At 67.9% G+C, this 22518-nt stretch carries 20 protein-coding genes and 1 pseudogene; 11 read left to right on the top strand and 10 right to left on the bottom strand.

Going from position 1 to position 22518, the window contains the following annotated elements:
* Positions 1-430: 430 nt before the first annotated feature.
* The 7 genes from OG787_RS00105 to OG787_RS00075 form a co-directional block, all read right to left on the bottom strand.
* Positions 431-1633 (bottom strand): MFS transporter, encoded by a 1203-nt coding sequence (locus tag OG787_RS00105; protein ID WP_405533865.1) that lies wholly within the window; start codon positions 1631-1633, stop codon positions 431-433.
* 308 nt (positions 1634-1941) lie between these two features.
* Entirely contained in the window at positions 1942-2409 is a 468-nt protein-coding gene (locus OG787_RS00100; protein ID WP_405533864.1) for a DUF6069 family protein, read from the bottom strand.
* 262 nt (positions 2410-2671) lie between these two features.
* Complete coding sequence (locus OG787_RS00095) at positions 2672-4063, bottom strand: aldehyde dehydrogenase family protein (RefSeq protein ID WP_405540371.1); 1392 nt, start codon at positions 4061-4063, stop codon at positions 2672-2674.
* A gap of 121 nt (positions 4064-4184) precedes the next feature.
* Positions 4185-5420 (bottom strand): M24 family metallopeptidase, encoded by a 1236-nt coding sequence (locus OG787_RS00090; RefSeq protein ID WP_405533863.1) that lies wholly within the window; start codon positions 5418-5420, stop codon positions 4185-4187.
* Complete coding sequence (locus OG787_RS00085) at positions 5417-6766, bottom strand: Rieske 2Fe-2S domain-containing protein (protein WP_405533862.1); 1350 nt, start codon at positions 6764-6766, stop codon at positions 5417-5419. The genes OG787_RS00090 and OG787_RS00085 overlap by 4 nt, the downstream gene beginning before the upstream one ends.
* A gap of 41 nt (positions 6767-6807) precedes the next feature.
* Positions 6808-7161: a hypothetical protein gene (locus OG787_RS00080; protein WP_152772607.1), complete on the bottom strand. Its 354-nt coding sequence runs from the start codon at positions 7159-7161 to the stop codon at positions 6808-6810.
* Positions 7161-8393: an aromatic ring-hydroxylating dioxygenase subunit alpha gene (locus OG787_RS00075; protein ID WP_405533861.1), complete on the bottom strand. Its 1233-nt coding sequence runs from the start codon at positions 8391-8393 to the stop codon at positions 7161-7163. The genes OG787_RS00080 and OG787_RS00075 overlap by 1 nt, the downstream gene beginning before the upstream one ends.
* Before the next feature lie 253 nt (positions 8394-8646).
* On the opposite strand from OG787_RS00075, the gene OG787_RS00070 reads away from it, so the two are divergent.
* Entirely contained in the window at positions 8647-10086 is a 1440-nt protein-coding gene (locus OG787_RS00070) for a carotenoid oxygenase family protein (protein WP_405533860.1), read from the top strand.
* Positions 10087-10356: 270 nt separating this feature from the next.
* Here the strand turns inward: OG787_RS00070 and OG787_RS00065 are convergent, their stop codons facing one another.
* Positions 10357-10716, bottom strand: coding sequence for a hypothetical protein (locus tag OG787_RS00065; protein WP_405533859.1), 360 nt, complete (start codon positions 10714-10716; stop codon positions 10357-10359).
* A gap of 745 nt (positions 10717-11461) precedes the next feature.
* Between OG787_RS00065 and OG787_RS00060 the strand changes: the two genes are divergently transcribed.
* The 8 genes from OG787_RS00060 to OG787_RS00025 are packed head-to-tail and all read left to right on the top strand — an operon-like array spanning position 11462 to position 17171.
* Complete coding sequence (locus tag OG787_RS00060; RefSeq protein WP_405533858.1) at positions 11462-11707, top strand: glycosyltransferase; 246 nt, start codon at positions 11462-11464, stop codon at positions 11705-11707.
* 19 nt (positions 11708-11726) lie between these two features.
* Positions 11727-12641, top strand: a complete 915-nt coding sequence (locus OG787_RS00055; protein WP_405533857.1) for a GtrA family protein — start codon at positions 11727-11729, stop codon at positions 12639-12641.
* A 46-nt stretch (positions 12642-12687) separates the two neighbouring features.
* Positions 12688-13548, top strand: coding sequence for an ArnT family glycosyltransferase (locus OG787_RS00050; RefSeq protein ID WP_405533856.1), 861 nt, complete (start codon positions 12688-12690; stop codon positions 13546-13548).
* Positions 13549-13578: 30 nt separating this feature from the next.
* Positions 13579-14310, top strand: coding sequence for a hypothetical protein (locus tag OG787_RS00045; RefSeq protein ID WP_405533855.1), 732 nt, complete (start codon positions 13579-13581; stop codon positions 14308-14310).
* Positions 14297-14875 (top strand): hypothetical protein, encoded by a 579-nt coding sequence (locus tag OG787_RS00040; RefSeq protein WP_405533854.1) that lies wholly within the window; start codon positions 14297-14299, stop codon positions 14873-14875. Before OG787_RS00045 ends, OG787_RS00040 begins: the two co-directional genes overlap by 14 nt.
* Positions 14876-14903: 28 nt before the next feature.
* The gene (locus OG787_RS00035; protein ID WP_405533853.1) at positions 14904-15647 is read left to right on the top strand and encodes a response regulator transcription factor; all 744 of its coding nucleotides are present in this window, start codon (positions 14904-14906) and stop codon (positions 15645-15647) included.
* Positions 15644-17023, top strand: a complete 1380-nt coding sequence (locus OG787_RS00030; RefSeq protein ID WP_405533852.1) for a sensor histidine kinase — start codon at positions 15644-15646, stop codon at positions 17021-17023. The genes OG787_RS00035 and OG787_RS00030 overlap by 4 nt, the downstream gene beginning before the upstream one ends.
* On the top strand, positions 16914-17171 hold the full coding sequence (locus OG787_RS00025; protein ID WP_405533851.1) for an ATP-binding protein: 258 nt from the start codon (positions 16914-16916) through the stop codon (positions 17169-17171). The genes OG787_RS00030 and OG787_RS00025 overlap by 110 nt, the downstream gene beginning before the upstream one ends.
* A gap of 79 nt (positions 17172-17250) precedes the next feature.
* On the opposite strand, the gene OG787_RS00020 is transcribed toward OG787_RS00025, so the two are convergent.
* Together OG787_RS00020 and OG787_RS00015 are read right to left on the bottom strand one after the other, a co-directional pair.
* Entirely contained in the window at positions 17251-18918 is a 1668-nt protein-coding gene (locus OG787_RS00020; RefSeq protein WP_405533850.1) for a sodium:solute symporter family transporter, read from the bottom strand.
* Complete coding sequence (locus tag OG787_RS00015; protein WP_405533849.1) at positions 18915-19190, bottom strand: hypothetical protein; 276 nt, start codon at positions 19188-19190, stop codon at positions 18915-18917. Before OG787_RS00015 ends, OG787_RS00020 begins: the two co-directional genes overlap by 4 nt.
* Positions 19191-20456: 1266 nt before the next feature.
* Between OG787_RS00015 and OG787_RS00010 the strand changes: the two genes are divergently transcribed.
* Both OG787_RS00010 and OG787_RS00005 read left to right on the top strand, forming a co-directional pair.
* Positions 20457-21071 (top strand): alpha/beta hydrolase family protein, encoded by a 615-nt coding sequence (locus OG787_RS00010; protein ID WP_405533848.1) that lies wholly within the window; start codon positions 20457-20459, stop codon positions 21069-21071.
* Between the two features lie 244 nt (positions 21072-21315).
* Positions 21316-22024 (top strand): annotated as a pseudogene (locus tag OG787_RS00005) (IS256 family transposase); the annotation flags it as partial.
* Between the last annotated feature and the right edge of the window lie 494 nt (positions 22025-22518).

The raw sequence follows: 22518 nt of genomic DNA, 5'->3' as shown, positions 1-22518 counted from the left end.
AGAGCAGGATGCACGGTGCCGAGGAGACAGCTTCGAGCATGGGGAGGATCGATGTGACGCCGACGCCGCAGACTATGCAGTGGCCCGGGCGCGCCGTCCGGGCCGAAGACAATGGCGGGACATCGGCCGCCCGTAACCGTGCTCCGGGCCGCGTGGTCGTGTCGACACACTCGAATCCGCCAGGTCGTGGGCCAGCGACAGATCGAGATGAGCGCGGGTTCCCGCGCGGTCAGTGGACGGCCGTCGAGGCGTGCTGGGGCAGGTACGCGCGACACCGGCCTTCGGCGGCGGCCGGCCAGGACAGAGTCGTACAGGTCGGTCGTTGGGCGGAATCCTGTCGGGCGTCCGCAGTGCTGCCGGATCTCGTGGGCTGAACACACAAGGCGGGTCTCGCTCCGGCCGCGCGGCACGGCGGGGGCATCTCCATCAACTACGGCAGGTTCGGGCGGGGAGGTGTCGTGAACTCGCCGTCACATGCCGGGCCCGGGTGAAACGGCGGTGGCAGCGGGGTGATGTGCCCGGCGTCCGCGATGGTGCCGACGCGCTCCTGAAGGGCGGGGTGGGGACGGCCATCGAGCACACGCGGTGCCGCACAGAGCGTCAGCGACCGAAGGTAGCCGTCGGCGATCCACACACCGATCAGCGGCATGACGAAGGAGAGGGGCTGGCCTGCGAGGAGGCTCAGCACCACAGCCGCGGTCAGTACCGTGACCGGCGGGTAGAGCAGGATGAAAGCCATGGTGGCTCGGACGGTCTCCGAGCGGGAGGTGGACGTCCCGTTCCGATGGATCGCCGTGCACGCCACGACGAAGATCGCCACAACCGCGCCCGCGCTCAGCGCGGCGTTGAAGCGCAGGTCGACGGAGGCGAGTCCGGTGAGGCCTGACCAGGCGATCAGGTTCGCTCCGATCACGAGGGCGCCCGTCCACGCGATGACCCGCCGGCCCGGCTCGTGGTGTCCGTCCTGGCCAGGGGCCAGGACGGACACGTCGGTGCCGTGCGGCAGTAGCCACAGGCACAGGGCAACGGCGATGATTCCCAGGCCCGCTCCCATGGCCGTGATCAGGCGCCACGCGTTCTCGACCGGCAGCGCGACGGCCGTGTTCTGGGCGACGAATCCCGCGATGGGTATTCCTAGCGGAGCTATTGCGAGTGAACGCCTGGCGCGGGTGGCCGCGTCCGCGCGGGCGCGCCTGCCTTTGGGGGCGGCGTTTTGGCGCGCGGCCCCGCTCCTGGTGGCGGAGTCCTTGACGAGACTCAGGGTCAGTGGAAACGCGACGCCTGTGCCGATTCCGGCGAGCATGCTGAAGAGTCCCAGTTGCCAAGGGGCGGTCGCGAGTGCGCAAGCCCCGGACCAGAGCGTGAGCCACAGGAGTGCGGCGAGCGTCGCCTGCCGGAGCCCGAGGCGCCGGGCCAGCGCCACTGCGGCGTGGACGCCTGCCAGAACGCCCAGAAATGCCGTGCTCCCGATCAGTCCCGCAGTGCTCGGTGACAGGTGCCAGCCGGGCTCGGTCTGCAGGGAATCAAGGAAGTTGGGGAACGCGACGAGCTGGTAACTCTGTGCGGCCAGGAGAAACAGTCCGAGTGGAACCAGACTGCGGCCAACAGGGGGTGTGACGGTGTCGGACGGCATGCCGGCCTCCAGATGGGGAACGGAAGGAAGGGACCAGCGCCCGGGACGGAACCGGGGCCGCGGTTGCGGGGATCTCGCGGTCGGATGTTTTTCTTCCGAACGCCGGGAGTGCGCCGGCCATGATTCGCCGGCGCTGAATCATGCGGGTTATTGCAAGAGCAGAGAGCGCCGCCGGGGGCCTTCGCGCCCCACCAGTGAACGTCCTGATAAGCAGGACATTATTCTGTTAATTGGGACTATGTTGGACCGTATGGCCGCACCCTGAAGAGGTCAAGTGGTGTGTGGGGTGATGGATGGGCGGCTGTGAGTCAGCTTCGGGGCGTGTCGTACAGGGGCAGGGCGCGGTGGTAGGTGGCGACGGCCACCGCGGCGACCGCGACGTGCATGAGCACCAGTCCGATGATCCCGGCGGCGTCGGCGTGCGGAATGTAGTCGCTGACGAGCATCAGCAGGTCGGGGACGAAGGAGATGACCACGACGGCGGGGACCAGCCAGGACAGCAGGGCGCGCGGCCGGGCCGACCACCGGCGGATCACCGCCCATCCGACTGCGCCGATGATGATGCCCAGGACAGTGAAGGTGACGTATGGCCCGGGCTGGAGGGGCTCGAAGTCGTCGGAGGCTCCGGCCGCCCGGGAGACCAGGGCGATCAGCGCGGCGGCGATGATCGCGGCCACGGTGCCCGCGATCAGCCATTCCGCGGCGGCGGCCCGGCTGGGCGCGGAGCGTATGGACCGCGTCGGAGCAGGGGTGGCGGAGGAAGGTGTGGTGGACATGGGGACACTCCTTCGGTGACGGGCGGTCGGCCGCTTGGGGCCCTGTGTTCTGCCCGGGCGTCAGACGGTTTTCGGAAGCGGCTGTCTGCACCACCCGTCACCTACAGGGCATGTGTGGGTTCAAGAGCTGGATCGACTACGGGAACGAGGACTGGGCCGGACCCACCGTGGGACTGGCCGAGGAAGGGCTCCACGCTTCGAGGGGATTGACAGGCGCCGGCTGCTCATGGGCATCGGGCAAACACGCGGACGCCGGTGCTCATCAACCGCGCACGACGTGCAGCACCTTGGTCTCGGTGTAGGACAGCAGGCCGGCCGGTCCGCCGGCCACGCCGAGGCCACTCCACTTGTGCCCGCTGAAAGACACGCCCGGCGCCGGCATGCCGTGCGTGTTGACCCAGGAGGTCCCGCATTCCAGCCGGGCCGCCACCGCCGCGGCCCGCTCCGGGTCCGCGCTCCACACCGAGCCGTCGAGCCCGAAGTGCGTACTGTTGGCCCGGGCCACCGCCTCTTCGACGTCGTCGTACGGGATCACCGGCAGAACGGGCCCGAACTGTTCCTCGTCGACGACGCGCACGCCGTCCTCGAGATCCCTCAGGATGGTCGGCGCGAAGAAGTAGCCGTCACCGTCCAGGCGCCGGCCTCCGGCGGCCGCGGTGGCACCGCCGGCCAGCGCGTCCGACACCAGCTCCTGGATCCTGGCGAACTGCGGCGCGGTGGCGAGCGGGCCCATCTGGACGCCGGGGAGCATGCCGTCACCCACTTGGACCGACCGTGCCCGGTCCGCCAGGGCGTCGACCACCTCGGTGTACCGGGCGCGTGGTACGTAGAGACGTTTCAGCGCCATGCAGATCTGCCCGCAGTTGACGAACGCGCCCCAGAACAGCTTGTCGGCCATGGCGTCGAGGTCGACGTCGTCGAGGAGGATGCCCGCGTCGTTGCCGCCCAGCTCCAGGGTGATGCGCTTGAGGTCGGGCGCAGCCGACGCCGCCACGTGCTTTCCGGTGGCGACCGAACCCGTGAACGTCACCTTGCGGACCAGGGGGTGTTCGGCGAGCTGCGCACCCAGCGGGTCCCGGCCGCTGATGACGTTCAGTACGCCCGGCGGCAGCACGTCACGCAGAACGACTCCGAGTGCGAGCGAGGAGAGCGGCGTGAAAGGAGACGGTTTCAGTACCACGGTGTTGCCCGCCAGCAGGGCCGGCGCGAATTTCATCGCGGCCTGGAGCACTGGGACATTCCACGGGGTGATCGCCGCGACCACGCCCACGGGCTGGTGCAGTACCTCTATCCGCTCCTCGTCGTCGTCCCGGATCACCTCCCGGGGCACCTCGAGGGCGGCCGTGCCCCGCAGGGTCATCGCGGTCACCATGACCTCGAAATGGGCGTCGGCCAGAGGCTTGCCCTGCTCCAGTGTGAGCAAGGTGGCGAGCTCCTCGGCGCTCTCCTCGATGCGTGCGGCCGCGGCCAGCAGCGCGCTGCGGCGAGCGTCCATGTCGTCGCGCCAGAGCGGGAAGGCGTCGGCGGCGGCTTGCACCGCGTCGTCCAGCTGAGCCGGTGAGCAGTCGGGCGCCTGGGCGAACACCCGTCCGGTGGCAGGGTTGTGCACCCCGAAGGTATCGACAGTGTGGACGTCCTTGCCGCCCACTGTCATCGGGTGGTTTTGCTCGGACACGGTGTCTCCTGGAGTGAGGGGCGGCCGGAGCCGTCAGGAAGGTGAGGAACGGGGCGGTGAGATCAGCGAGTACCGCGGCCTGAACGGGGTCGGAGGTCCGTCAGGACACGACGTGCATGCGGCAGGGAACGGTGTTGAGCTCGTCCGGTCCGTTCTCGCCCACGACGACGGTGCCGCCGATGTTGACACGGTGCTGTCCCGTACAGGCGTTGGGTTCGAAAGCGAACGCCATGCCGGGGACGAGTTCCAGGTCGGAGATCGGTTCGACGGTACGGAAGACACGGCGGCTGTCCTGGCCGGGGATCTGTTCGGCGTTCAGCGCGATGTGCCCAGCGAAGGCCGCGGGAGTGAGACTGTGCACCAGGGGGGTCATGTTGTAGTGGCCGGCCTTCAGGAGGGGCTCGCTCATGGCCCGGGCGACGTCGAGGAAGGCCGCTCCCGGACGCAGGGCCCGGAGGCCGGCGTCGTAGCAGTCACGGGCGACGTCGTGGAGCGTGTGCAGCACCTTCGGTACCGGCTCGACCGCGACGGACATCTGGACCTGTGTCTCGAATCCGCCGTAGCAGGACATGATCTCGGCCTGGACCAGGTCGCCGGGCTGGACTGTCCGGGAGGCGCCGCCGGCGTAGGTCCAGTAGGGGGGCGCCCAACCCGGGTCGTCCGCGCCGACACTCATGATGACGTGGGGGTAGGTGGTGGTGCACGAGTTGCGGTGGAGGACCTCCACGGCTGCCGCGTAGATCTCGGCCTCGCGCACACCGGGCCGGATCATCTCCAGCATGGTCTGGCAGGCTTCTTCGGCCGCCTGGGCGGCGAAGCGGACCAGTTCCAGTTCCTGCGGCGTCTTGGGCAGCATCGTCTGGGCGAAGTCGAGGGACATGTCCTCGAATTCGGCCTCGGGCAGGTTGTTGAGGACGTAGTCCCACATCATGTGGGTGATGAGGCCCTCCATTTCCCCCGCCGAGCTCCCGGTCATGCCGACCACACCGATACGACTGGACGTCAGTCCCTCTTCGGTGAGTGCCTGGACCACCCCGCGGCCGAACGGACCGACGCGTACATCGTCGATCCAGAAGCGCACATCTCGCATGTTCGCGGCCAGGCGGCGCGTGTAGCGGTGGTGGGTCCAGGTGAGGTGAACGGGGTCGCGTTCGGCGAAGAAGACGACGACGCCGTCGAGGACCTCGTTCGCGAGGTAACCCTCGTACCGTTCGCGGCCCTTGAGCCCGAAGACGAGCAGACAGTCGAGGTCCTTGTCCCGCATGAAGTCACGCGTGCGCTGCCAGCGCAGTTCGCGGGCGGCGAAGGGAAGGACGGGATACTGTTTCGCGGTCATGCCCCTACCCCCTCGGTCGCCTCGACGAGATCGCTCTCGAGGATCCTCGGATCGGCGCCCGCCGCCTCTGCCACGTCCCGGTAGTACTGCAACCAGTCGGTGCCCTCGGGGACATGACCGCCGCCGGCCATGAGGCCGCGGGTGAGCTCGGTGTCGTCCAGGGTGGCCGGAAGGTCCCCGGTTGTTGCGTATGCGTCGACGGCCTTCAGGAGGCGCCGCCGTGTCCGGCTTACCATCAAGTCCGAGGCGGACAGGTGCTCGTGGGTTCGGTCCACGACTGGTCCCATGCTTTCAGTGATCATCTTGTCCTGGATCTGGATGCCTTGCACTCCGGTGTAGTTGCCCTTTGCCTGGGCGTCCCGGTCGAGGAAGTAGTTGTTCTCCTCGGAGGGAGTGAGCCGCCACCTGCCGTACCAGTCCTGGTCGTTGTTGGGCTGGAGCAGGTCTGCCATGCGGACCTTGACGCCCGGCAGCTCCGCGACGCCGGCGTGGAACGCCGACCTGCCGTCCACCAGCGCTCTAGGCCGGCTGAGCTGGAAGATCATGGAGTGGGTGTCGTCCATCGGCAGCCAGAACCGCACGACGGGCTCTTCGACCTCGAAGGGGTTCTGGCCGGGGATGGTCCAGGACGGCAGCAGCTGCTGGGTGTAGTGCCAGTAGTCGGGGGCGAAGCTGTCCGGCCTGCGGGAGCCCTCCATGGTTCCCCCGGCCGTGTTGACGACCTTGGTCTCCACGGCCCTGCCACTGGTGACCCACTTGAGGACGAAGTGCTCGCCGACATCCTCGGGGTCATGGCCGCCGTGGTGGAGGAAGGCGAGATGGGCCGCGTCGATGTCCCCCTCCATGCCCTGGAGCCAGTTGCACTCGCGCAGCCACATCTGGATCTCCAGCTCCTCGTCGCCGGCGACCACGCCGATCACGGGCGGCGGCGGCGGGGTCTCGCGCGACCCCATGTAGATCCAGACGAGGCCGTTGCGTTCCTGCACCGAGTAGGCCTTGGCGCGCACACGGGTGGGCACGCGTCCTCCCGCACTGCTCGGAATGTCGGTGACGCGGCCCTCCACGTCGAACATCCAGCCGTGGTAGGAGCACCGCAGCCCGCCGTTCTCGTTGCGGCCGAAGAACAGGGAGGCGCAGCGGTGCGGACAGCGGTGGTCGAAGATGCCCATCCGGCCGCCGCTGTCGCGGAAGCCGACGAGGCGCTCGCCCAGCGCCATCAGGCGGATCGGGGCACCATCGGCCTCGAACTCGGAGGACCGGGCTATCGGCAGCCAGAACTGGCGGAAGAACTCTCCGGTCGGACTGCCGGGGCCGACGTGTGTCAGCTTGGCGAAGGGGTCAGTCATGGAGCGATCCATCTCTGTACGAGGTCGATGGTTCATCCGGATCACCAGGCGCGTGCGGGCCCGACCAGGTTCATCCCGTCCAGCGGATACAGGTCGCTGACCTCTGGTGTGGCCCATCCGAGGTCGACCGGGTGAGTGACCTCGGCGAAGGTCAGGGCGAGCTCGAAGAGGGCCTGCTCCCGCGGGGGCATGTCGTCGAGGGGGAAGGCGTTCAGATGGTTCACCACCGCTTCGATACGGGGGAGCATGGTGGCGCACAGGTCACGCAGCTCCTCGATGTCGGCGGCGACCATCGCCTCCATCCGCTCCTGTGCGTCGCGCAGGCGCCACCGCTCCAGGAAGCGCTCCAGGTCGGCAAATCCTTCGGGAAGTCCGGCTTCTGCGGAGAGCTCCATCACTTGGCTCCGATCAGTTCGTCGACGAGTCCGTAGCGGTGCTGGAGCGCGAACTCCTGCAGGGAGAGGTACAGATCGCTGATGGCACCCGACTCGAGGCCGCGCTGCACGTCCTCCATGGCGGCCAGGTCCTCCCGGGACACCGTGTACTGCAGGGCCCGGCTGTACGCCTGGGCCAGGCGGTCGCCGGCGTGCCGGGCCTTGCGGCCATAGACGTCGAAGACGACGCGGGAGTGGTTGCGGTCGATCGGCCAGACGGTGACGGTGCTGTACCAGTGCGAACCGTTGAGGACGGCCACGTTGGGGAACTGCCACACGATGTCGAAGAACCAGGGGTGGTAGCGGGTGCGGTTCACCGCCGGCGGCAGCATGGAGAAGTCGGTCTCGACCGCCGGTGTCTGCTTGTACCCGAGGCCGTACAGGGCACCCTCGACGGGTGGGCTGACGTAGTCGGGGTTGGAGGGGTTGCTGGAGCGGATGTGGCGGTCGTACATGTCGACCACGGGCTTGTGCCGCATCGGGTTGCTCTTGCCGGCCAGCTTCGGCTGGGTGCGCCGATGCAGGAAGACGGTGTGGTACCCCTCCGAGAAGGCGTCCATGGCGATGTTCCAGTTGGCCCGGACGTCGATGGACCAGCAGCTGACCTTCTCCATCTCGCTGTAGTAGCCGTCGAAGCCCTCGGCGAGCTCCCCCAGCCAGTCGTCGAGCGGCTCGGGGTTGTCGCTGAAGTTGGCGTAGATGAGGCCGGACCGGACCTCGACGCGGATCGGCACCAGCCCGAGGCGGGACTTGTCGACGGAGCGGAACTGCTTCTCGTCCGGCACCGAGCGCAGCTTCCCGTCGCCGGTGTACGACCAGCCGTGGAGCCAGCAGGTGTGCGCGGACGACGTCCCCTCGGCGAAACCGCAGTCCGTGGGGATCACCTTCTTGCCGCGGTGGCGGCACACGTTGTGGAACGCACGCACCTCCCCGTCCCGGCCCCGCTGGACCAGCACCGAGATGTTGAGGGTGGGCACGTCCAGGACGTAGTAACTCCCCGGCTTGGGAAGGTCGTTGACGTTTCCGACCAGGAACCAGGACGGACGGAAGACCTTCTCGACGACTGCGTCGTGATACTCCTGCGTCAATTTGTCCTTGACGGACACGACGTCACGCAGGCCGGCGAACGGGTTGGGCGGGGGCGGGGTCCCGCCGGTGAGTGGCGAAGCAGGGCTGACAGCGGCTTCAGACATATGAACTCCATAAGTTAGGACGCTAGTCCTGTCACATGGGACCGTATGGGAAAGGAGGCTCGCCTGGCAAGCAGAGTTGCCCGGGACGCCTTTTCCTGCAGGCAGGTTGACTGCGCCTGGCGTCCGGACTGCACTCAAGTCCGACTTGACCTCTTCTTGGTGCGGCTATACGGTCCCCATAGTGTCCTAAGAATGCAGATTTAATTCCTGACTATCAGGACACGCTCAGGTACATGGCAAGGAGGAGGCGTCCATGTGGGACCCCAGCAACATGTTTCTCAACGGGCCGTACGCACCCTGGCGCGAGGAGGGTGAGGCCTTTGACCTGGAGATCGAGGGCTGGCTCCCCGACGGGCTGAGCGGTGCCCTGTTCCGGGTCGGCCCCAGCCCGCTCTACCGCCCGCAGAATCCGAGCAGGTACCACTGGTTCGACGGCGACGGCATGGTCCACGCCATCTTCCTGCGTGACGGCCGGGCGACCTACCGCAACCGCTACGTGCAGACCGCGGGCCTGAAGGAGGAGATGGAACTGGGCCGGTCGATCTACGGCGGTTTCATGAACGGCAGGGACACCCCCCTGCCGCCCGACAAGTTCCCGAAAAACCCCGCCAACACGCACGTGCAGATCTACGACAACCGTCTGCTGGTCTTCTGCGAGGGCCTCCCTCCGCACGAGTTGCGGCCGGACACCCTGGAGACGGTCAGCGAGCAGTACAACTTCCGCGGCGGAGTCGTCGGTCCCGTGACCGCGCACCACAAGGTCGATCCGACGAACGGCGACTTCCTCACCTTCGGCAACATGGACGGCGCGGTCACGTGGTATCGAGCCGACCGCAACGGGAACATCCTCGACCGTCACTCGGTCGATCTGGGATTCCCCGCCTTCACCCATGACTATGCCGTCACCACCGACTATGCGATCTTCTCGGTCGGCCCGGCGACGGCCAGCCTCGAGCGCATACTCAGCGGTCGGCCTTCGACGGTCTGGGAGCCGGAAAAACTGGACACATGCCGCTGGGCTGTCCTGCATCGCAGGACTGGCGAGGTGACGTGGGTGGAGGCTTCCGACGCCTTCTCCGTGACCCACTTCCTCAACGCCTACCAGGACGGCACGAAGATCATCGTGGACGGGCACCGTGTCGGCCAGTTCGGCCCCACCCTGAAGGACCTGGAGTCACCGCCGCCGGGCGGGGACTGGAACTGGTGGTTCAAGGAGGTCGTCACCACCCCCTGGCGCTGGGAACTCGACCTCGCCACGGGGAGGAGCAAGGACGGCGAGGTCACCGATATTCAAGGAGAATTCCCCCGGATCAACGATCAGCGAACCGGACTGTCCCACCAGTACGGCTACTACTCGACGTCACGCGGAGTCGGCGACTGGTTCACCGACGGCCTGGCCAAGCACGACTACGTCACGGGCGAGACGTCGATGCAGACACTCGACGGTGTCCTGACCTCCCCCGGCGAACCCGTCTTCGTGCCCCGCCCCGGTGCCCAGGCCGAGGACGACGGCTGGCTGCTGTCGATCTGGTGGGACCCGACCACCGACCGCAGCGAGGTCATCGTCCAGGAAGCCCAGGACTTCACCGGCACGCCCATCGCCCGGATCAAGCTCAACCACCGGGTCCCCATGGGCTTCCACGGCAGCTGGTCCGACGCGGCCGAGCTCGACGCCGCGGTGCGCGGCGCCTGAGTCATCGGTGATCCCTGGTCGGCGGGGTGCTACGGCTCCCCGTCGGCCATCGCATGCCCGCACTCGCCTGACTCGCCCGCACGATTGTTTGGAGACCCGGCAGATCATCCGGCGCGCTTGAGTCTGGAGGCGGTACGGTTCGACGGGTTGCTTCATGCAGTCCTGACCCTCCCTCCCGAGCGCCGCGGTCCCTGTCCGGTGCGGTCGGAGTGGCGGAGCCGAAAGTCTGCGGGGAACTTGTTCTGCCTGTTTGCCGGGGAATTCACAGGGTTACGGTTCGCCGGACGCGGTCGGCCTTGAGCGCAGGGGGCGCCCGGCCGGGGCGCGGCGTGAGGCGCGCAGCGCGTGCAGGCGACTGCCGCCGTACGCGCAAGAGGCGGCCGGTACGAATCCGGTGAGTCCGGACAGGCGGACCGCCGAGTGGAGCCCGGCCGTCATGCCTCCCATCTCGCTGCCCATCATGCTCATTTCGATCCGAGCGGATCCCTGTGCCGTCAGGCAGAGGAGCATCGTCGCCATGCCGACCGCGATACCCGAACGCAGTACGAGCTTCACGTGGCGGCGCAGCAGTGCGGCAGCTTTCTGGCGTGCCGTGCGCACCGGGGTGCGGGCCGCGGCCGGGTAGCCCACACGGGCCAGGAGACTCAGCAGGACGACCAGGCCGCTCCTCCGAAGACCGGGGACCGGGCCATACCGAACGGCGCCTGACGGGCCGGGATTCATCGAGGCCGTGCAGGGCACCTTCGTCCGGATGGACGAGGCGGTACGGGAGTGACAGCCGAGAGTGGCAGCTGCTGCTGGTCGTTCACCTGGAGATCCGTGGGAGTTGGCCGAGAGGTGGAACGGCGGCGGCAGGGAATTCCTGGGTGTGCGCACGCTCACCGTGCCGCCATTCCTCGTGGGTGCCGCCCCTTGGCCGTCTGATCCGTACCGAGACAAGGACTGGCGTGGTCCTGGGGCCGCTGCCGCCTCCAGTTGCCGTTCGCCGGCCTGACGTGACATCTCCAGACCGATGATCAGCCCAGAGCTATTCAGCCACTGGCGGTCGGGCGCCGTGCCGTGGGCCTGTGGGACAGCAAGGGGGCAGAGGCGGCGCCGACCGGGGCTGCGAATGCGTGCCGTAGCGCTGTGATCTGGCCACCGATACCTGACTCTCTGTCAGTTCTCGCTTTCCTCTCCCGGGTCTCCCAGTGGAGTGGGTGAGAGTCGGGCTCTGTTCGCGATCAGACCCATGGAGCCGCACCCCATGTCCCGTCTCGCCTGAGGAAGCCATGTCATTCGCCCCCCCAGCACGGCTTTCACGCACAGCCCCGGCCGGACCGTCTCTTTCCAATCCCCTGGTGGGCCCGCCTACGCCGGCTCCGGGACGGCGAGCGTGGAGATCGTCGTGCCCGTCTACAACGAGGAACGCGCTCTGCCCGGCTGCCTGCGTACCCTGCATGCACGGCTGACCGAGGGCTTTCCGTTCCCCTGGCGCGTCACCGTCGCCGACAACGCCAGCACAGACGGCACGCTCACCGTCGCCCGCCGCCTCGCGGAGGAACTGCCTGGCGTTGACGCCGTGCACCTGGACCGGAAGGGGCCGTGGACTTGCCCTGTGCAGCGTGTGGGGGTGCAGTGACGCGGACATCGTGGTCTACATGGACGTGGACCTGTCCGCCGGCCTCGACGGGCTGCTGCCGCTCGTCGCCCCGCTCGCCACGGGGCACTCCGACATCGCGATCGGCAGTCGGCTGGCGCCGGGTGCGCGTACCGTGCGCGGGCCGCGCCGCGAGTTCGTCTCCCGCTGCTACAACGGCATCATCCGGCTCACCCACGGGGTGCGTTTCACCGACGCCCGGTGCGGATTCAAGGCCGCCCGTACGGAGGTGCTGCGCCCTCTGCTGAAAGTGACCCGGGACGACGCGTGGTTCTTCGACACCGAACTCCTGCTGCTCGCCGAGCACAACGGGCTGCGCGTCCACGAGGTGCCGGTCGACTGGGTGGAGGACGTCGACACCAGGGTCGACGTGGTGAGCACGGCCACCGATGACCTCAAGGGCCTGTGGCGGATGGCGCGGCTCAAGGCCTCCGGCGCCGCCCGCGTCGAACTGCCCCGCCGCCCCGCACCGGCCGCCGAGCACCCGGACGCCGTCCTCGCACCGCCCACGGGGCGGGGCGTGCTGTCGTGGGAGATCGGCTGCTTCATCGCGATCGGCATCGCCTCCACCATCGGGCAGGCGCTGCTGTACTGGCTGCTGCGCGGCTGGTGGCAGCCCGCTGCCGCCAACCTGGTGTCGCTGCTGATCCTGACGGGGCTGAACACCGAGGCGCATCGCCGTCTCACCTTCCGGCAGGCCGGAACCCGGCCCGCGCGGGCCCATCTGGGCGCGGGCGCCCTGTTCCTACTCGGTTACATGGTCACCTCCGGAGCGGTGCTGTGGTTCAAGCACACCGACCCCGGGGCCTCGGCGGCCGCCGAGAGCGCCGTCCTGGCCGCCGCGTCCGTCGCGGTCACCGCCGTCCGTTTCGCCGTGCTGCGGCTCGCTGTCTTCCGCCGCAAGACCACCGCCTGACCCAGGCCCCGCCACCGAGACTTCTGACGAGAGCTGAATCCCGTCCATGAACGAGTCCCACCGGACCCTGTCCGTCACGCCGGTGTCTGGCGGTCCCTCGCAAACTCCTCCTCGCTCCCTGCCCGCCTGGGCGGCGCCGGCCGCTCTCGGCGCGATCCTGCTCGTCGCAGCCGTGCTGTACGGCTGGGCGCTCGGCTCGTTGGGCTGGGGCAACAGCTACTACTCCGCGGCCGTGAAGTCGATGGGGAAGAGCTGGACCTACTTCCTCTTCGGCTCCTACGACCCGGCCGGGGTCGTCACGGTCGACAAGCCGCCCGCCGCGCTGTGGCCCCAGGTCATCACCAGCAAGATCTTCGGGCTGCACGGGTGGGCATTGATCCTTCCGCAGGTGATCGAGGGCGTGGCCGGCGTGTTCGTGCTGCACCGCACCGTGCGCCGCTGGGCGGGGGAGCAGGCCGCACTGCTGGCCGCCGTGGTGCTCACCCTCACCCCCATCACCGTGGCCATCAATCGGGACAACAATCCCGACACCTTGCTCGTCCTGCTGCTGGTGTCGGCGGCGTACGCGCTCACCCGTGCCCTTGCAGGCCGAGGGCCGGGCGGTGACCTGGTGGCTGTGCGCGAGCGGGTTCCTGATCGGGTGCGGGTTCCTCGCCAAGATGCTCGCGGCCTGGATGGTCGTCCCCGCGTTCGCCCTCGCCTGGCTCGTGGGGGGGGAGGGGGAGCATGGGCCGCACGGGTGTGGAGGTTGCTGACCGCGGGCGCCGTGCTGGCAGTGTCCTCACTGTGGTGGGTCGTGATGGTGGCGCTCTGGCCGGGGGGCCGGCCCTACATCGGCGGCAGCGAGAATGGGTCGGCCTGGGACCTGGTGGTCGGCTACAACGGGCTAGGCCGGGTCTTCGGCTGAAGCGACGGCTCGTCGCAGGCCATGGCCGGTATGGGTGGGGGATTCGGCGGCGAGGCGGGTCTCGGCCGCATGTTCAACACCCAGGTCGGCGGACAGATCAGCTGGCTGCTGCCGACCTGCGCCGTAGCCCTGGCGCTCGCGGTGGTGTGCACAGTCCTGTACCGCCGCGGGCGACTGGACCAGTCCGGTGTGCTGCCCGCCTCGGGTTGGCTGCTGTGGGGGAGCTGGCTGTTCGTGTGCGTGGCCGTGTTCTCCACGCAGAAAGGCATCTTCCACCCGTACTACACCACCCAGTTGGCCCCGGCGATCGCCGCCCTGTGCGGCGGGATGCTGGCCACCCTGATCCGTGTCCACCGAGCCGGCGTGACGTGGGCTCCCTGGGTCGGCGCGGCGGCCGTGGCGGTGACGGCCGGCTGGGCGATGGTTCTCGTCCGCCGTACGCCGGACTGGAACGGGTGGCTGATCTGGCCCGTGCTGCTGATCGGCTGCGCGGCGATCGCACTCCTTCTGCCCCGGCGCGGTGGGAACCTGCTCCTGGCAGGGGCGGCTGCCGCGGTGGTGTCCATGCTCGTGGCACCGGGGGCGTGGGCGGCGAACGTGTCGGCTTCGTCGAATCTCATGGGCGGCGCCAACCCGACAGCGGGACTGAGGAGTTCGCTGTCGGCCTTCGGAATGTCCGGCATACCTGGGCAGGGCTCGTCTGGGAATCAGGGGGTTGTCGGGAATGCCGTCGGGGATGCCGTCGGGGATGCCCGGTGGTGACCAGGGCGGTATGCCGAGCGGCCTCCCCAGCGGCATGCCCGGTGCGTCCGGTGGCTCAGGCTCGGCCTCCGGCGGTCTGCCCGCCTTCCCCGGTGGACCTGGCGCGATGTCCGGCGGATTCGGCGGTTCCAGCGGCTCGGCACTCACCTCCGACCAGCGCAAGATGCTCAACTACGCCGTCAAGCACTCACCGAAGGCCCGGATCAAGCTCGCTGTGTCAGGCGGCGCCATGGCCACCAACGCGTTCATCCTGAACAGTGACGAGACGGTGATCGGCATGGGCGGCTTCATGGGCGCCGACGACGCGCCCTCGGTCGACCAGCTGAAGAAATGGACCGGGAACGGTGAGCTGCGATACGTCGTTGGATCGGACAACGCCGGCGGTGGAGCGATGACGAGGCCCGGCATGTCGCAGGAGAACGCCACTGACCGCTCGGAGTGGATCTCCAAGAGCTGCACCAAGGTCGCGGCGTCGGTGTACGGAGGCAGCAAGACGTCTCAGCAGAAGACGGGCAGTGCGGCGCCCTTCGGCGCCTCGATGCTCTACGACTGTGCCGCTCGGTGAACGGCAACAGAACGGACCGCACCGCACGATGACAGAGCAGCCCGCGGACAGGGCGCGATACAGGCTCCTCGTGGTCGAGGACGAACCCAGCATCCGCACCCTGTCGGAGTCCACCCTCCGGCTCACCGGATACGAGGTGAGCGCCGCGGAGAACGGCCAGTCCGCCCTCGTCGAGATCCAACGACGGGAGCCGCACCTGGTACCGCTCGACGTGATGCTCCCCGACCTGGACGGCTTCGAGGTCACACAACGATTGCGGGCGGCCGGGAACGACGTACCCGTGCTGTTCCTCACCGCCCGCATCGACGTCGACGACCGCATCAAGGGGCTCAGCTCCGGCGGCGACGACTACGTCACGAAGCCGTTCCACATCGACGAAGTGCTGCTCCGCATCGAGGCCATCCTGCGCCGCACGGTCGTCCAGGGTTCGGAACCGCTCATCGCGGAGACCGTGCTGCGCTACGCCGACCTCGAGCTCGACGAGGGCGCTCACGAGGTGCACCGCGCCGGGCACTATGTTCCTTTGCCGCCGACCGAGTTCGAGCTGCTCGCCTATCTGCTGGCCAACCCGGGCAGGGTCCTGACCAGGGCTCAGATCCTCGATCACGTGTGGAGCTACGACTTCGCCGGAGATGCCCGGATCGTCGAGACCTACGTGAGGTACGTGCGCAAGAAGGTCGACCGCCTCGGGCCGCCACTCATTCACACGGTGCGCGGCATCGGCTACTGCCTGCGGCTGCCACGCGAGCCGGGTGGGACGGCGGAGCAGTGAGTCGGCTGCTGCCCCGAATCCCCGGGTCCCTGCGGCGGCGCCTGATCCTGGCGGCGGCGCTGCTGGCGACGGTCGCCGTCGTCGTCTCCCAGGTCATCGGGTTCGTGGTGCTGCGCTCATGGCTGTTGGACCGGGTCGACCAGCAACTGGCGGACTTCCACCCACCCGGACCGGCTTACTGCGAGGCTCTCAAGGAGAACAACCCCGGGGACCGTCCCGACGTCCTGCCCTCCGACTTCCGTGTTTACTTCTACGACGGCTCCGGTCGGCGGATGGTCATGTCGCTCGGTGCCGACGGCAAGCCGGGTCCACGGATCGGGGATTCGGTGGCGCAGCTCGGTCTGCACGTCGGCCGTCCAGGGACGGTCGCTTCCGTCAGCGGCGACAGCCGGTGGAGAGTTCTGCTGAGTTCCGGTCCGGAGGACATGCACGCCGTCGTGGCTCTGCCGCTGGACACCGTCGACGCCACCACGTCCAAGATTCTCTGGCTGAACGCGGTGTTGCTGGTCGTCACCGTTGCCGCCCTGCTCGCGCTGGGCCGCTGGGTGGTACGACTGGGTCTGCTCCCACTGACTCGCATGGAGCACACCGCCGAGCGCATCGGAGCGGGGCAACTGGATCTGCGACTCCCCGACATCGATGCGCGCACCGAGATCGGCCGGCTCGGCCGGGTGCTGAACTCCATGCTGGAGAGGCTGCAGTTGGCGCTCCGTGAACGGGAGGCATCCGAGGCGCGCATGCGGCGTTTCGTCGCCGACGCCGGCCACGAACTGCGCACTCCGCTCACCGCCATCCAGGGCTACGCACAGCTCGCACTCCGCCGGGAGCGTCTGTCGGCCCATGAGCAGAACGAGGCCCACCAGTTGATCGCCCAGAACGCGGAGCGGATGGGCCTCCTCGTCGACGACCTCCAACTTCTCGCCCAGCTGGACAGGGAACCGTCGTACGACAAAAACCCGGTGGACCTGCTCTCCCTGGCGGCGGACGCCGTGCGGACCGCCGCCCTGCACGGAGCGAGCCATCCGGTCGATCTGGGCCCCCTGTCCGACCCGGCGGGCAACGGCGAACTGGATGTGGTCGAGGCCGTCGGCGACCCCCATCGACTGAGACAGATCGTCGACAATCTGCTGTCCAACGCCCGTGTCCACACCCCGGCCGGCACTGCGGTCCACGTCAGGGTGGGCGAGACCCGGGTGGGCGTGGACACCTGCGGAACCGACCGCCCGGGGGTCGTCACCGCCCTTGCCGGACGGCACGCCCGCCGGCGTGGTGGAAGTGGCGGGCGACGGGCCCGGGCTCACGGCCCAGGACGCCAAGCACGTCTTCGAGCGCTTCTACCGTGCTGGCCCTTCCCGCTCTCGCACCCACGGTGGTAGTGGCCTGGGCCTCTCCATCGCCGCCGCGGTCGCGGAAGGCCACGGTGGCCGCCTCGAACTCGACACCGCGCCGGGCAGGGGATGTACCTTCCGCCTCGTCCTCCCCGCGGGGCGTTCGGACGGGCGATCCAGCGGCGTCTCCGGCTGATCGCCGCCGGTCCTGCCACTGTGCGCCGGCCCGCAGGTGGGTGGCGAAGAGGGTCACCCTGATGTACCCAGGCCCCTGCTCAGTCACTTCGCTCGGGTCGCCGCCCAGCTGCTACCGCTGTGGCGGCCGTCCGCCCGACGAGCAGGACAGCGCTGGTCACCGATGCGTCCTCTGCCGGGTGTCTGTGGGCTCGACGGTGCCCCACGAGGCTGCCCGCCCATCCCAGCAGGAAGGCGGCCGGGACGGAGACCAGAACCGGGGTGCTGTGGTCGAACCAGGCGAAGTCGGCGTTCGGCAAGAAGGCCTGAGAGCTGCCTGAGGCGGAGGGCGAGAACACCGCCAGGCCGCCACTCAGGATGATTCCGCCGTACACGGCCCACAGCAGGCCCGTTCGGTTGAAGCGGTCCCAGTAGAACGTGTAGAGCAGAACCGGGGCCACGGTCGACGCGGCCACTGCCGTGGCGAGCTGAGCCAGGAAAGCGGCGGAGCGTCCCTGCGCCAGTACGGCGAGCAGGATGCCGAGGACACCGAAGAGCAGGACGGCTATGCGCGCCACCATCAGTTCACGCGTGGGGTCGGACTGCCTGCGCTGAACGAGATGGTGGTACGTGTCCCGGGCCAGGCCGGCGGCCGCTGCCAGCGTGGTGGCGCCCACGACGGCGAGCACGCTGAGAAAGATCGCGCAGGCGAGCGCGGTGAAAAGCAGACGGCTAGTGCCACTTCCCAGCCGGTCGTCCAGACTGCTGGCCACGAGCATCAGTGAGTCGTCCGCATTGGACTGTCCGGAGAGAATGGTGTCAGCACCGACTCGGGCCGACGCTCCCATGCCCAGAATGACCACGGTGACACACACGAGCGCGACGACACCGGTCGCGTACCGGACGGAGCGGCGTGCTGTGGCGGTGTCCTTTGCCGCAGAGACGCGGCTGAGGACGTGAGGCATGCAGACGCCGCCGAGGACGGTCATGACCTGGCCCGCGGCGATGTCCAGACGTGGTGTCGGTCCGACGTTGAAGAGGCCACCGGTACTCAGATACCGGCCGGGACGGGTGCTGTGCGCGTCGGCAGCGGTGAGCAGGGAGCCGACATCTCCGTGGAAGAGGCGGAGCACGGCCAGGGACGCGAAGGTCATGGCCGCGAGCGTGACAGCAGCGGCGATCACCTGTATCACGGTGAGTCCCTTGGCGCCGCTGAGCATGCCGCAGGTGACCACCAGGCCTCCGATGATCAGGGTGCACATCTGCTGCACCTCGATGCCGGAAAACCCGAGGAGTGCCGCGGTGACGTTTCCGGCGGCCATGAGCTGAGCCACGAGGTACGGAGCGGTGACCGCGAGGGTGGCCACCGCGGCGGCCACCCGAGGCGCGGTGCCCGGCGCCCGGAGCGAGAAGAGGTCGCCGAGTGTCAGGGAGCCGCTGAGCTGCAGAGGGCGTGCCAGCAGAAGGAGGACACCCATCGACAGAAGCACGCTGGTCGCGGCGGTGATGCCGTCGAAGCCGACGGTTGCCACCACACCGGTCACGCTGAGCAGCAAAGATGTGGAGACATAGCATCCCGCCAAGGCCAGGCCGTTCTTCAATGCCGAACCCTGCCGGTCACCGATGTAGAACTCCGACGGAGAGTCTCCGCGCAGGCCCGCGAAGACCGAGCCGAAGAGGGCGAGAACCATGAAGAGCATGAAGGAGCTGAGGACCAAGGCGTAGGGATCATCGGCCGCCGCCGCGAGGAAGGTGCTGCTGTGATTCATCTGAACCCTCCGATCTGCTGGACGGGCACGGCGGTCGCGTTCGCCTCGGCGGGTGCGTGCTGCAGCGGATCCAGCAGGCGTGCACAGCGATGGTCGAAGCGGCGGGCCGTTGCCAGCAGGGCCACTGCCTGGAGCAGATACAGCGACAGGCCCGCAGTCATGTCGGTGCTGAACAGTCGCGTGGCGAGCAGATCGCCAGGGAGCGCGATCAGGGTCACCGCAGTGCCGAAGCACAGGGCGTTGGGTACGAGGTAGGCCAAGTCCAGGTGCACTGCCCGTCGACGCGCTTGAGACAGCGGCGACTGGGCGGTGTGATCGGGGAACCTGTGGTGCTTTGGTGGCTGAGCCGAGAGTCGCATCGCTACCTTCACGTGCTGGTCGGGTGTGGGTCGGTCGGCGGCCGCTCTGGAAGCCGACCCCGAGCCGCAGGGCAGCGCTTAGATAACGGGCGGCAGCGCCTGGTGGCCGGACGGCCGGGGCGGCGGCAAACGCGGCGGAGAGCCGCCGGCGAGGTGTCGACGCAGGCGCAGACGATACCGGAAGCGTTTGTCAATGTCCTCTGATGTGAAACTTGAGTTCTGCTAAGCGGGACAACAGTGTCTGGTGATGTGGAGTGGATGTATCACCAGCGCTGAGAGCTGAGCCCCCCTGTCGAGGACCGGTGAGCCGGTCGGATGCGTGGAACCAGCCCTTGGCCGGGGTGAGGAGGACCTGTGTGACAGAGCGGCAGCTTTCGTCCGAGCCGCAACCTCGGGCTCCTACTTGCTTCACCGTGCTGACCCCTTCCGCTCCCGTGTCCGCGGCGGCGATGGCCTCTTCGTCATGGGTGGATCGGAGGCACTTCCTGCTGACGCCGGGTGTCGTGGCGGAGGCCCGCTATCGCCGAGGCGGGGGAAGCAGGCCGCTCCCGGTCAGGCGCATGCGTGTTTCTCCGTCAGGAGGTCACCCCTCACCCGTGTGTCTCGGTCGCCGACCGGCCGACGGTTCAGCAGGCTTGACGTCGTTGTCCCGACTGGGCCAGCGGCGTGCTCCCTGCGGTATCCAAAGCAAAGGTCCTGTATCAGTGTTGTTTGGGAAGTAGGTTTCCGCATGCCTTACCGGTGGAAGGTCGCCCCCGAGGACCTGTTCGTCGAGCGGTACTGGCAGATGGTGAACAACGGTTTGCCTTCCGCGGACGTCGACACCGTCCGATCGACGGTCACTGACATGTGGCTCGACGAGCCGGGCGGCTGGGTGTACGAGCGGTCGCGACTGGCCGCCGGATATGCGGAGCTTGGTGAGCATCAGCTTGCGGCGCTGGCCTACGGATGGGCGAAATTTCCCACGCTGGCCGACGACGCCAAGCGCACGGCGCTGGAGCGGCAGCTCAAGCAATACCTGCTTGCCGCTCCAGGTTTCAAGGTCGGGTTTCAGCGCCGGGCCGTCCAGCTGCCCTGCGGCGAGGGGTCACCGCTGTACCCGCGCACTTTCTCACTCCGCCGGGCTGGTCAGGTGATGCCCCCGTCCTGCTCGCCAGCGGTGGAGTGGACACCTGGAAAATGGATCTCCACGGGCTCTTCGAGGCGGTCGCCCTGCGAACCGGTATGGGCGTGCTGGCCTTCGACATTCCGGGCACGGGTGAATGTGCCGGCCCCATGGACTCGGAGGACGGCGCTGACCTGGTGCGCGCCCTGGCCATCGAGGCACGGGCGCTGGGCAACGGGCGCGTCCTGCATCTCGGCATATCGATGGGCGGTCACTTCTCGGCCTGCTCGGGCCTGGCGGGGGACGTCGACGCGGCGATCGTCATCGGCGGTCCCATCGAAGCGGCATTCGCCCGGGATCGGACCTTCGCGTATGGCATGGAAGGCAGCGTCGGCAATGCGTTGGGGTTCGAACATGAACCGAATGATGTGCAACTGGCCCGGATCTGGCCGCCGTTCGACCTGCGCCCGCTGCTCAACCTGAACGCGAACGTGCCGATGCTGGTCATCAATGGTGCCGGTGATGTCCATGTTCCACAGCAGGACACCCTTGTCTTCGTTGGCCGTCGGGACACGGAAGTCCACTTGCTTCCGGACACCGGACATTGCGCCGCTTCCAAGATGCCCCAGGTGCTTGAGTTGATGTTCGAATGGATCGACCGCCACCAGCTGTCGTCTGCGGGCAGGTGACGTGTTGGACATCGACCTGGCCGTGCGTCCATAGCCCCTGTTTGCGGTTGCCCGCAGTGTTGCGAGTAGTTGCCCTGCTTCAAGGGATCGCGTCTCATGAAGTGGTGTAGCCGGGCAGGGTCCCGGAACGCGCGGGTGTCTGCCCGGGGCGTGCGTCTGCTGGTGGGGCGTGCTCCCTGAAACAAGGGCAGGCCATCGCGCAAGTCTCCTTGGTGAACGGGCAGTTCGACCTGAGGAGCACGTGATGGCCTTGTCCCAGTCTGAGCTGATGCGGCTGCTGGAGTCACTACGTCGGGCCGACGGAGTTGAAGCAATCAGGGTGGTGTGCGAGCGCATTCTGCAGGAGCTGATCGAGGCCGAGGCCACCGATGTGATCGGTGCCTGGCCGCGTGAACACACCGAGACGCGCACGACCTGGCGCAATGGGCACCGGGAGAGGCGTGCTGACCACGCAGGCCGGTGACCTGGACCTGAAGATCCCGAAGGTGCGCAGCGGGTCGTTCTTCCCGTCGCTGCTGGAACGCCGGCGGCGGATCGACCGGGCTTTGTTCGCCGTGGTGATGGAGGCATACGTGCACGGCGTCTCCACCCGCAGCGTGGATGACCTGGTCAAAGCACTCGGCGCGGACAGCGGGATCTCCAAGTCCGAGGTCTCCAGGATCTGCGGTGAGCTGGACGAGGAACTGACCGCGTTCAAGCAACGGCCGCTGGAGCACACCGTCTTCCCCTACGTCTTCCTGGACGCCACCTACTGCAAGGCCCGCGTGAATCACCGGATCGCCTCGCAGACCGTGGTCATCGCGACCGGCATCTCCGCCACCGGGCACCGCGAGATCCTCGGTGTGATGGTCGGCGACAGCGAGTCGAAGCCGTTCTGGACGAAGTTCCTGCGCAGCCTGCGGGCCCGTGGCCTGGAGAACGTCCAGCTTGACGTCTCTCCCATGATCGTCGGATCCGCCGTTAGATTTACACTCCCGTCAGCGGTGACGCCGGCAGGTGGTTCCTTCGACGGAGCACCTTGGACGGCTGAGTCGGCAGGCCTGCCTGGTGCAGTGCGTGGACGGAGGTGTGTTCGGGTGCGGCGAAACCGGGGTCGCCGTAGTGGATACGTCCACTTCTTTCGACACGGGATCCCATCCTCAATGCGAAGGGGTTCCGGCCACGGATTTCCGGAAGGCGCGACGAGCCTGACTCGTATGGCGCGTCATCATTTTAATAGCGGATGGAATTGAAGGAAAGGCAGATTAGAGTTCAGAAAGGGGATTTGGAAATCCGCCCCGAGGAAATGAGACGTTTTCAACGGAAGCGGATACGAGAGCATTTGACCAGTCGTCACACCAGACCGCACCGGACCCAACAGGTGCGCTTTTGTGGAATTCGCGGAGCGGAATTCCCTGGACAATTGCGGAGCAATTCGGCCGATCGTCACGGGTGACGATCCATCAAC

Origin of the sequence: Streptomyces sp. NBC_00075 (assembly GCF_045041225.1) — a bacterium.
Lineage (GTDB): Bacteria > Actinomycetota > Actinomycetes > Streptomycetales > Streptomycetaceae > Streptomyces > Streptomyces adonidis.
Note: the sequence above shows the minus strand (reverse complement) of the source record. Positions and strands in the feature narration are given on the sequence as shown.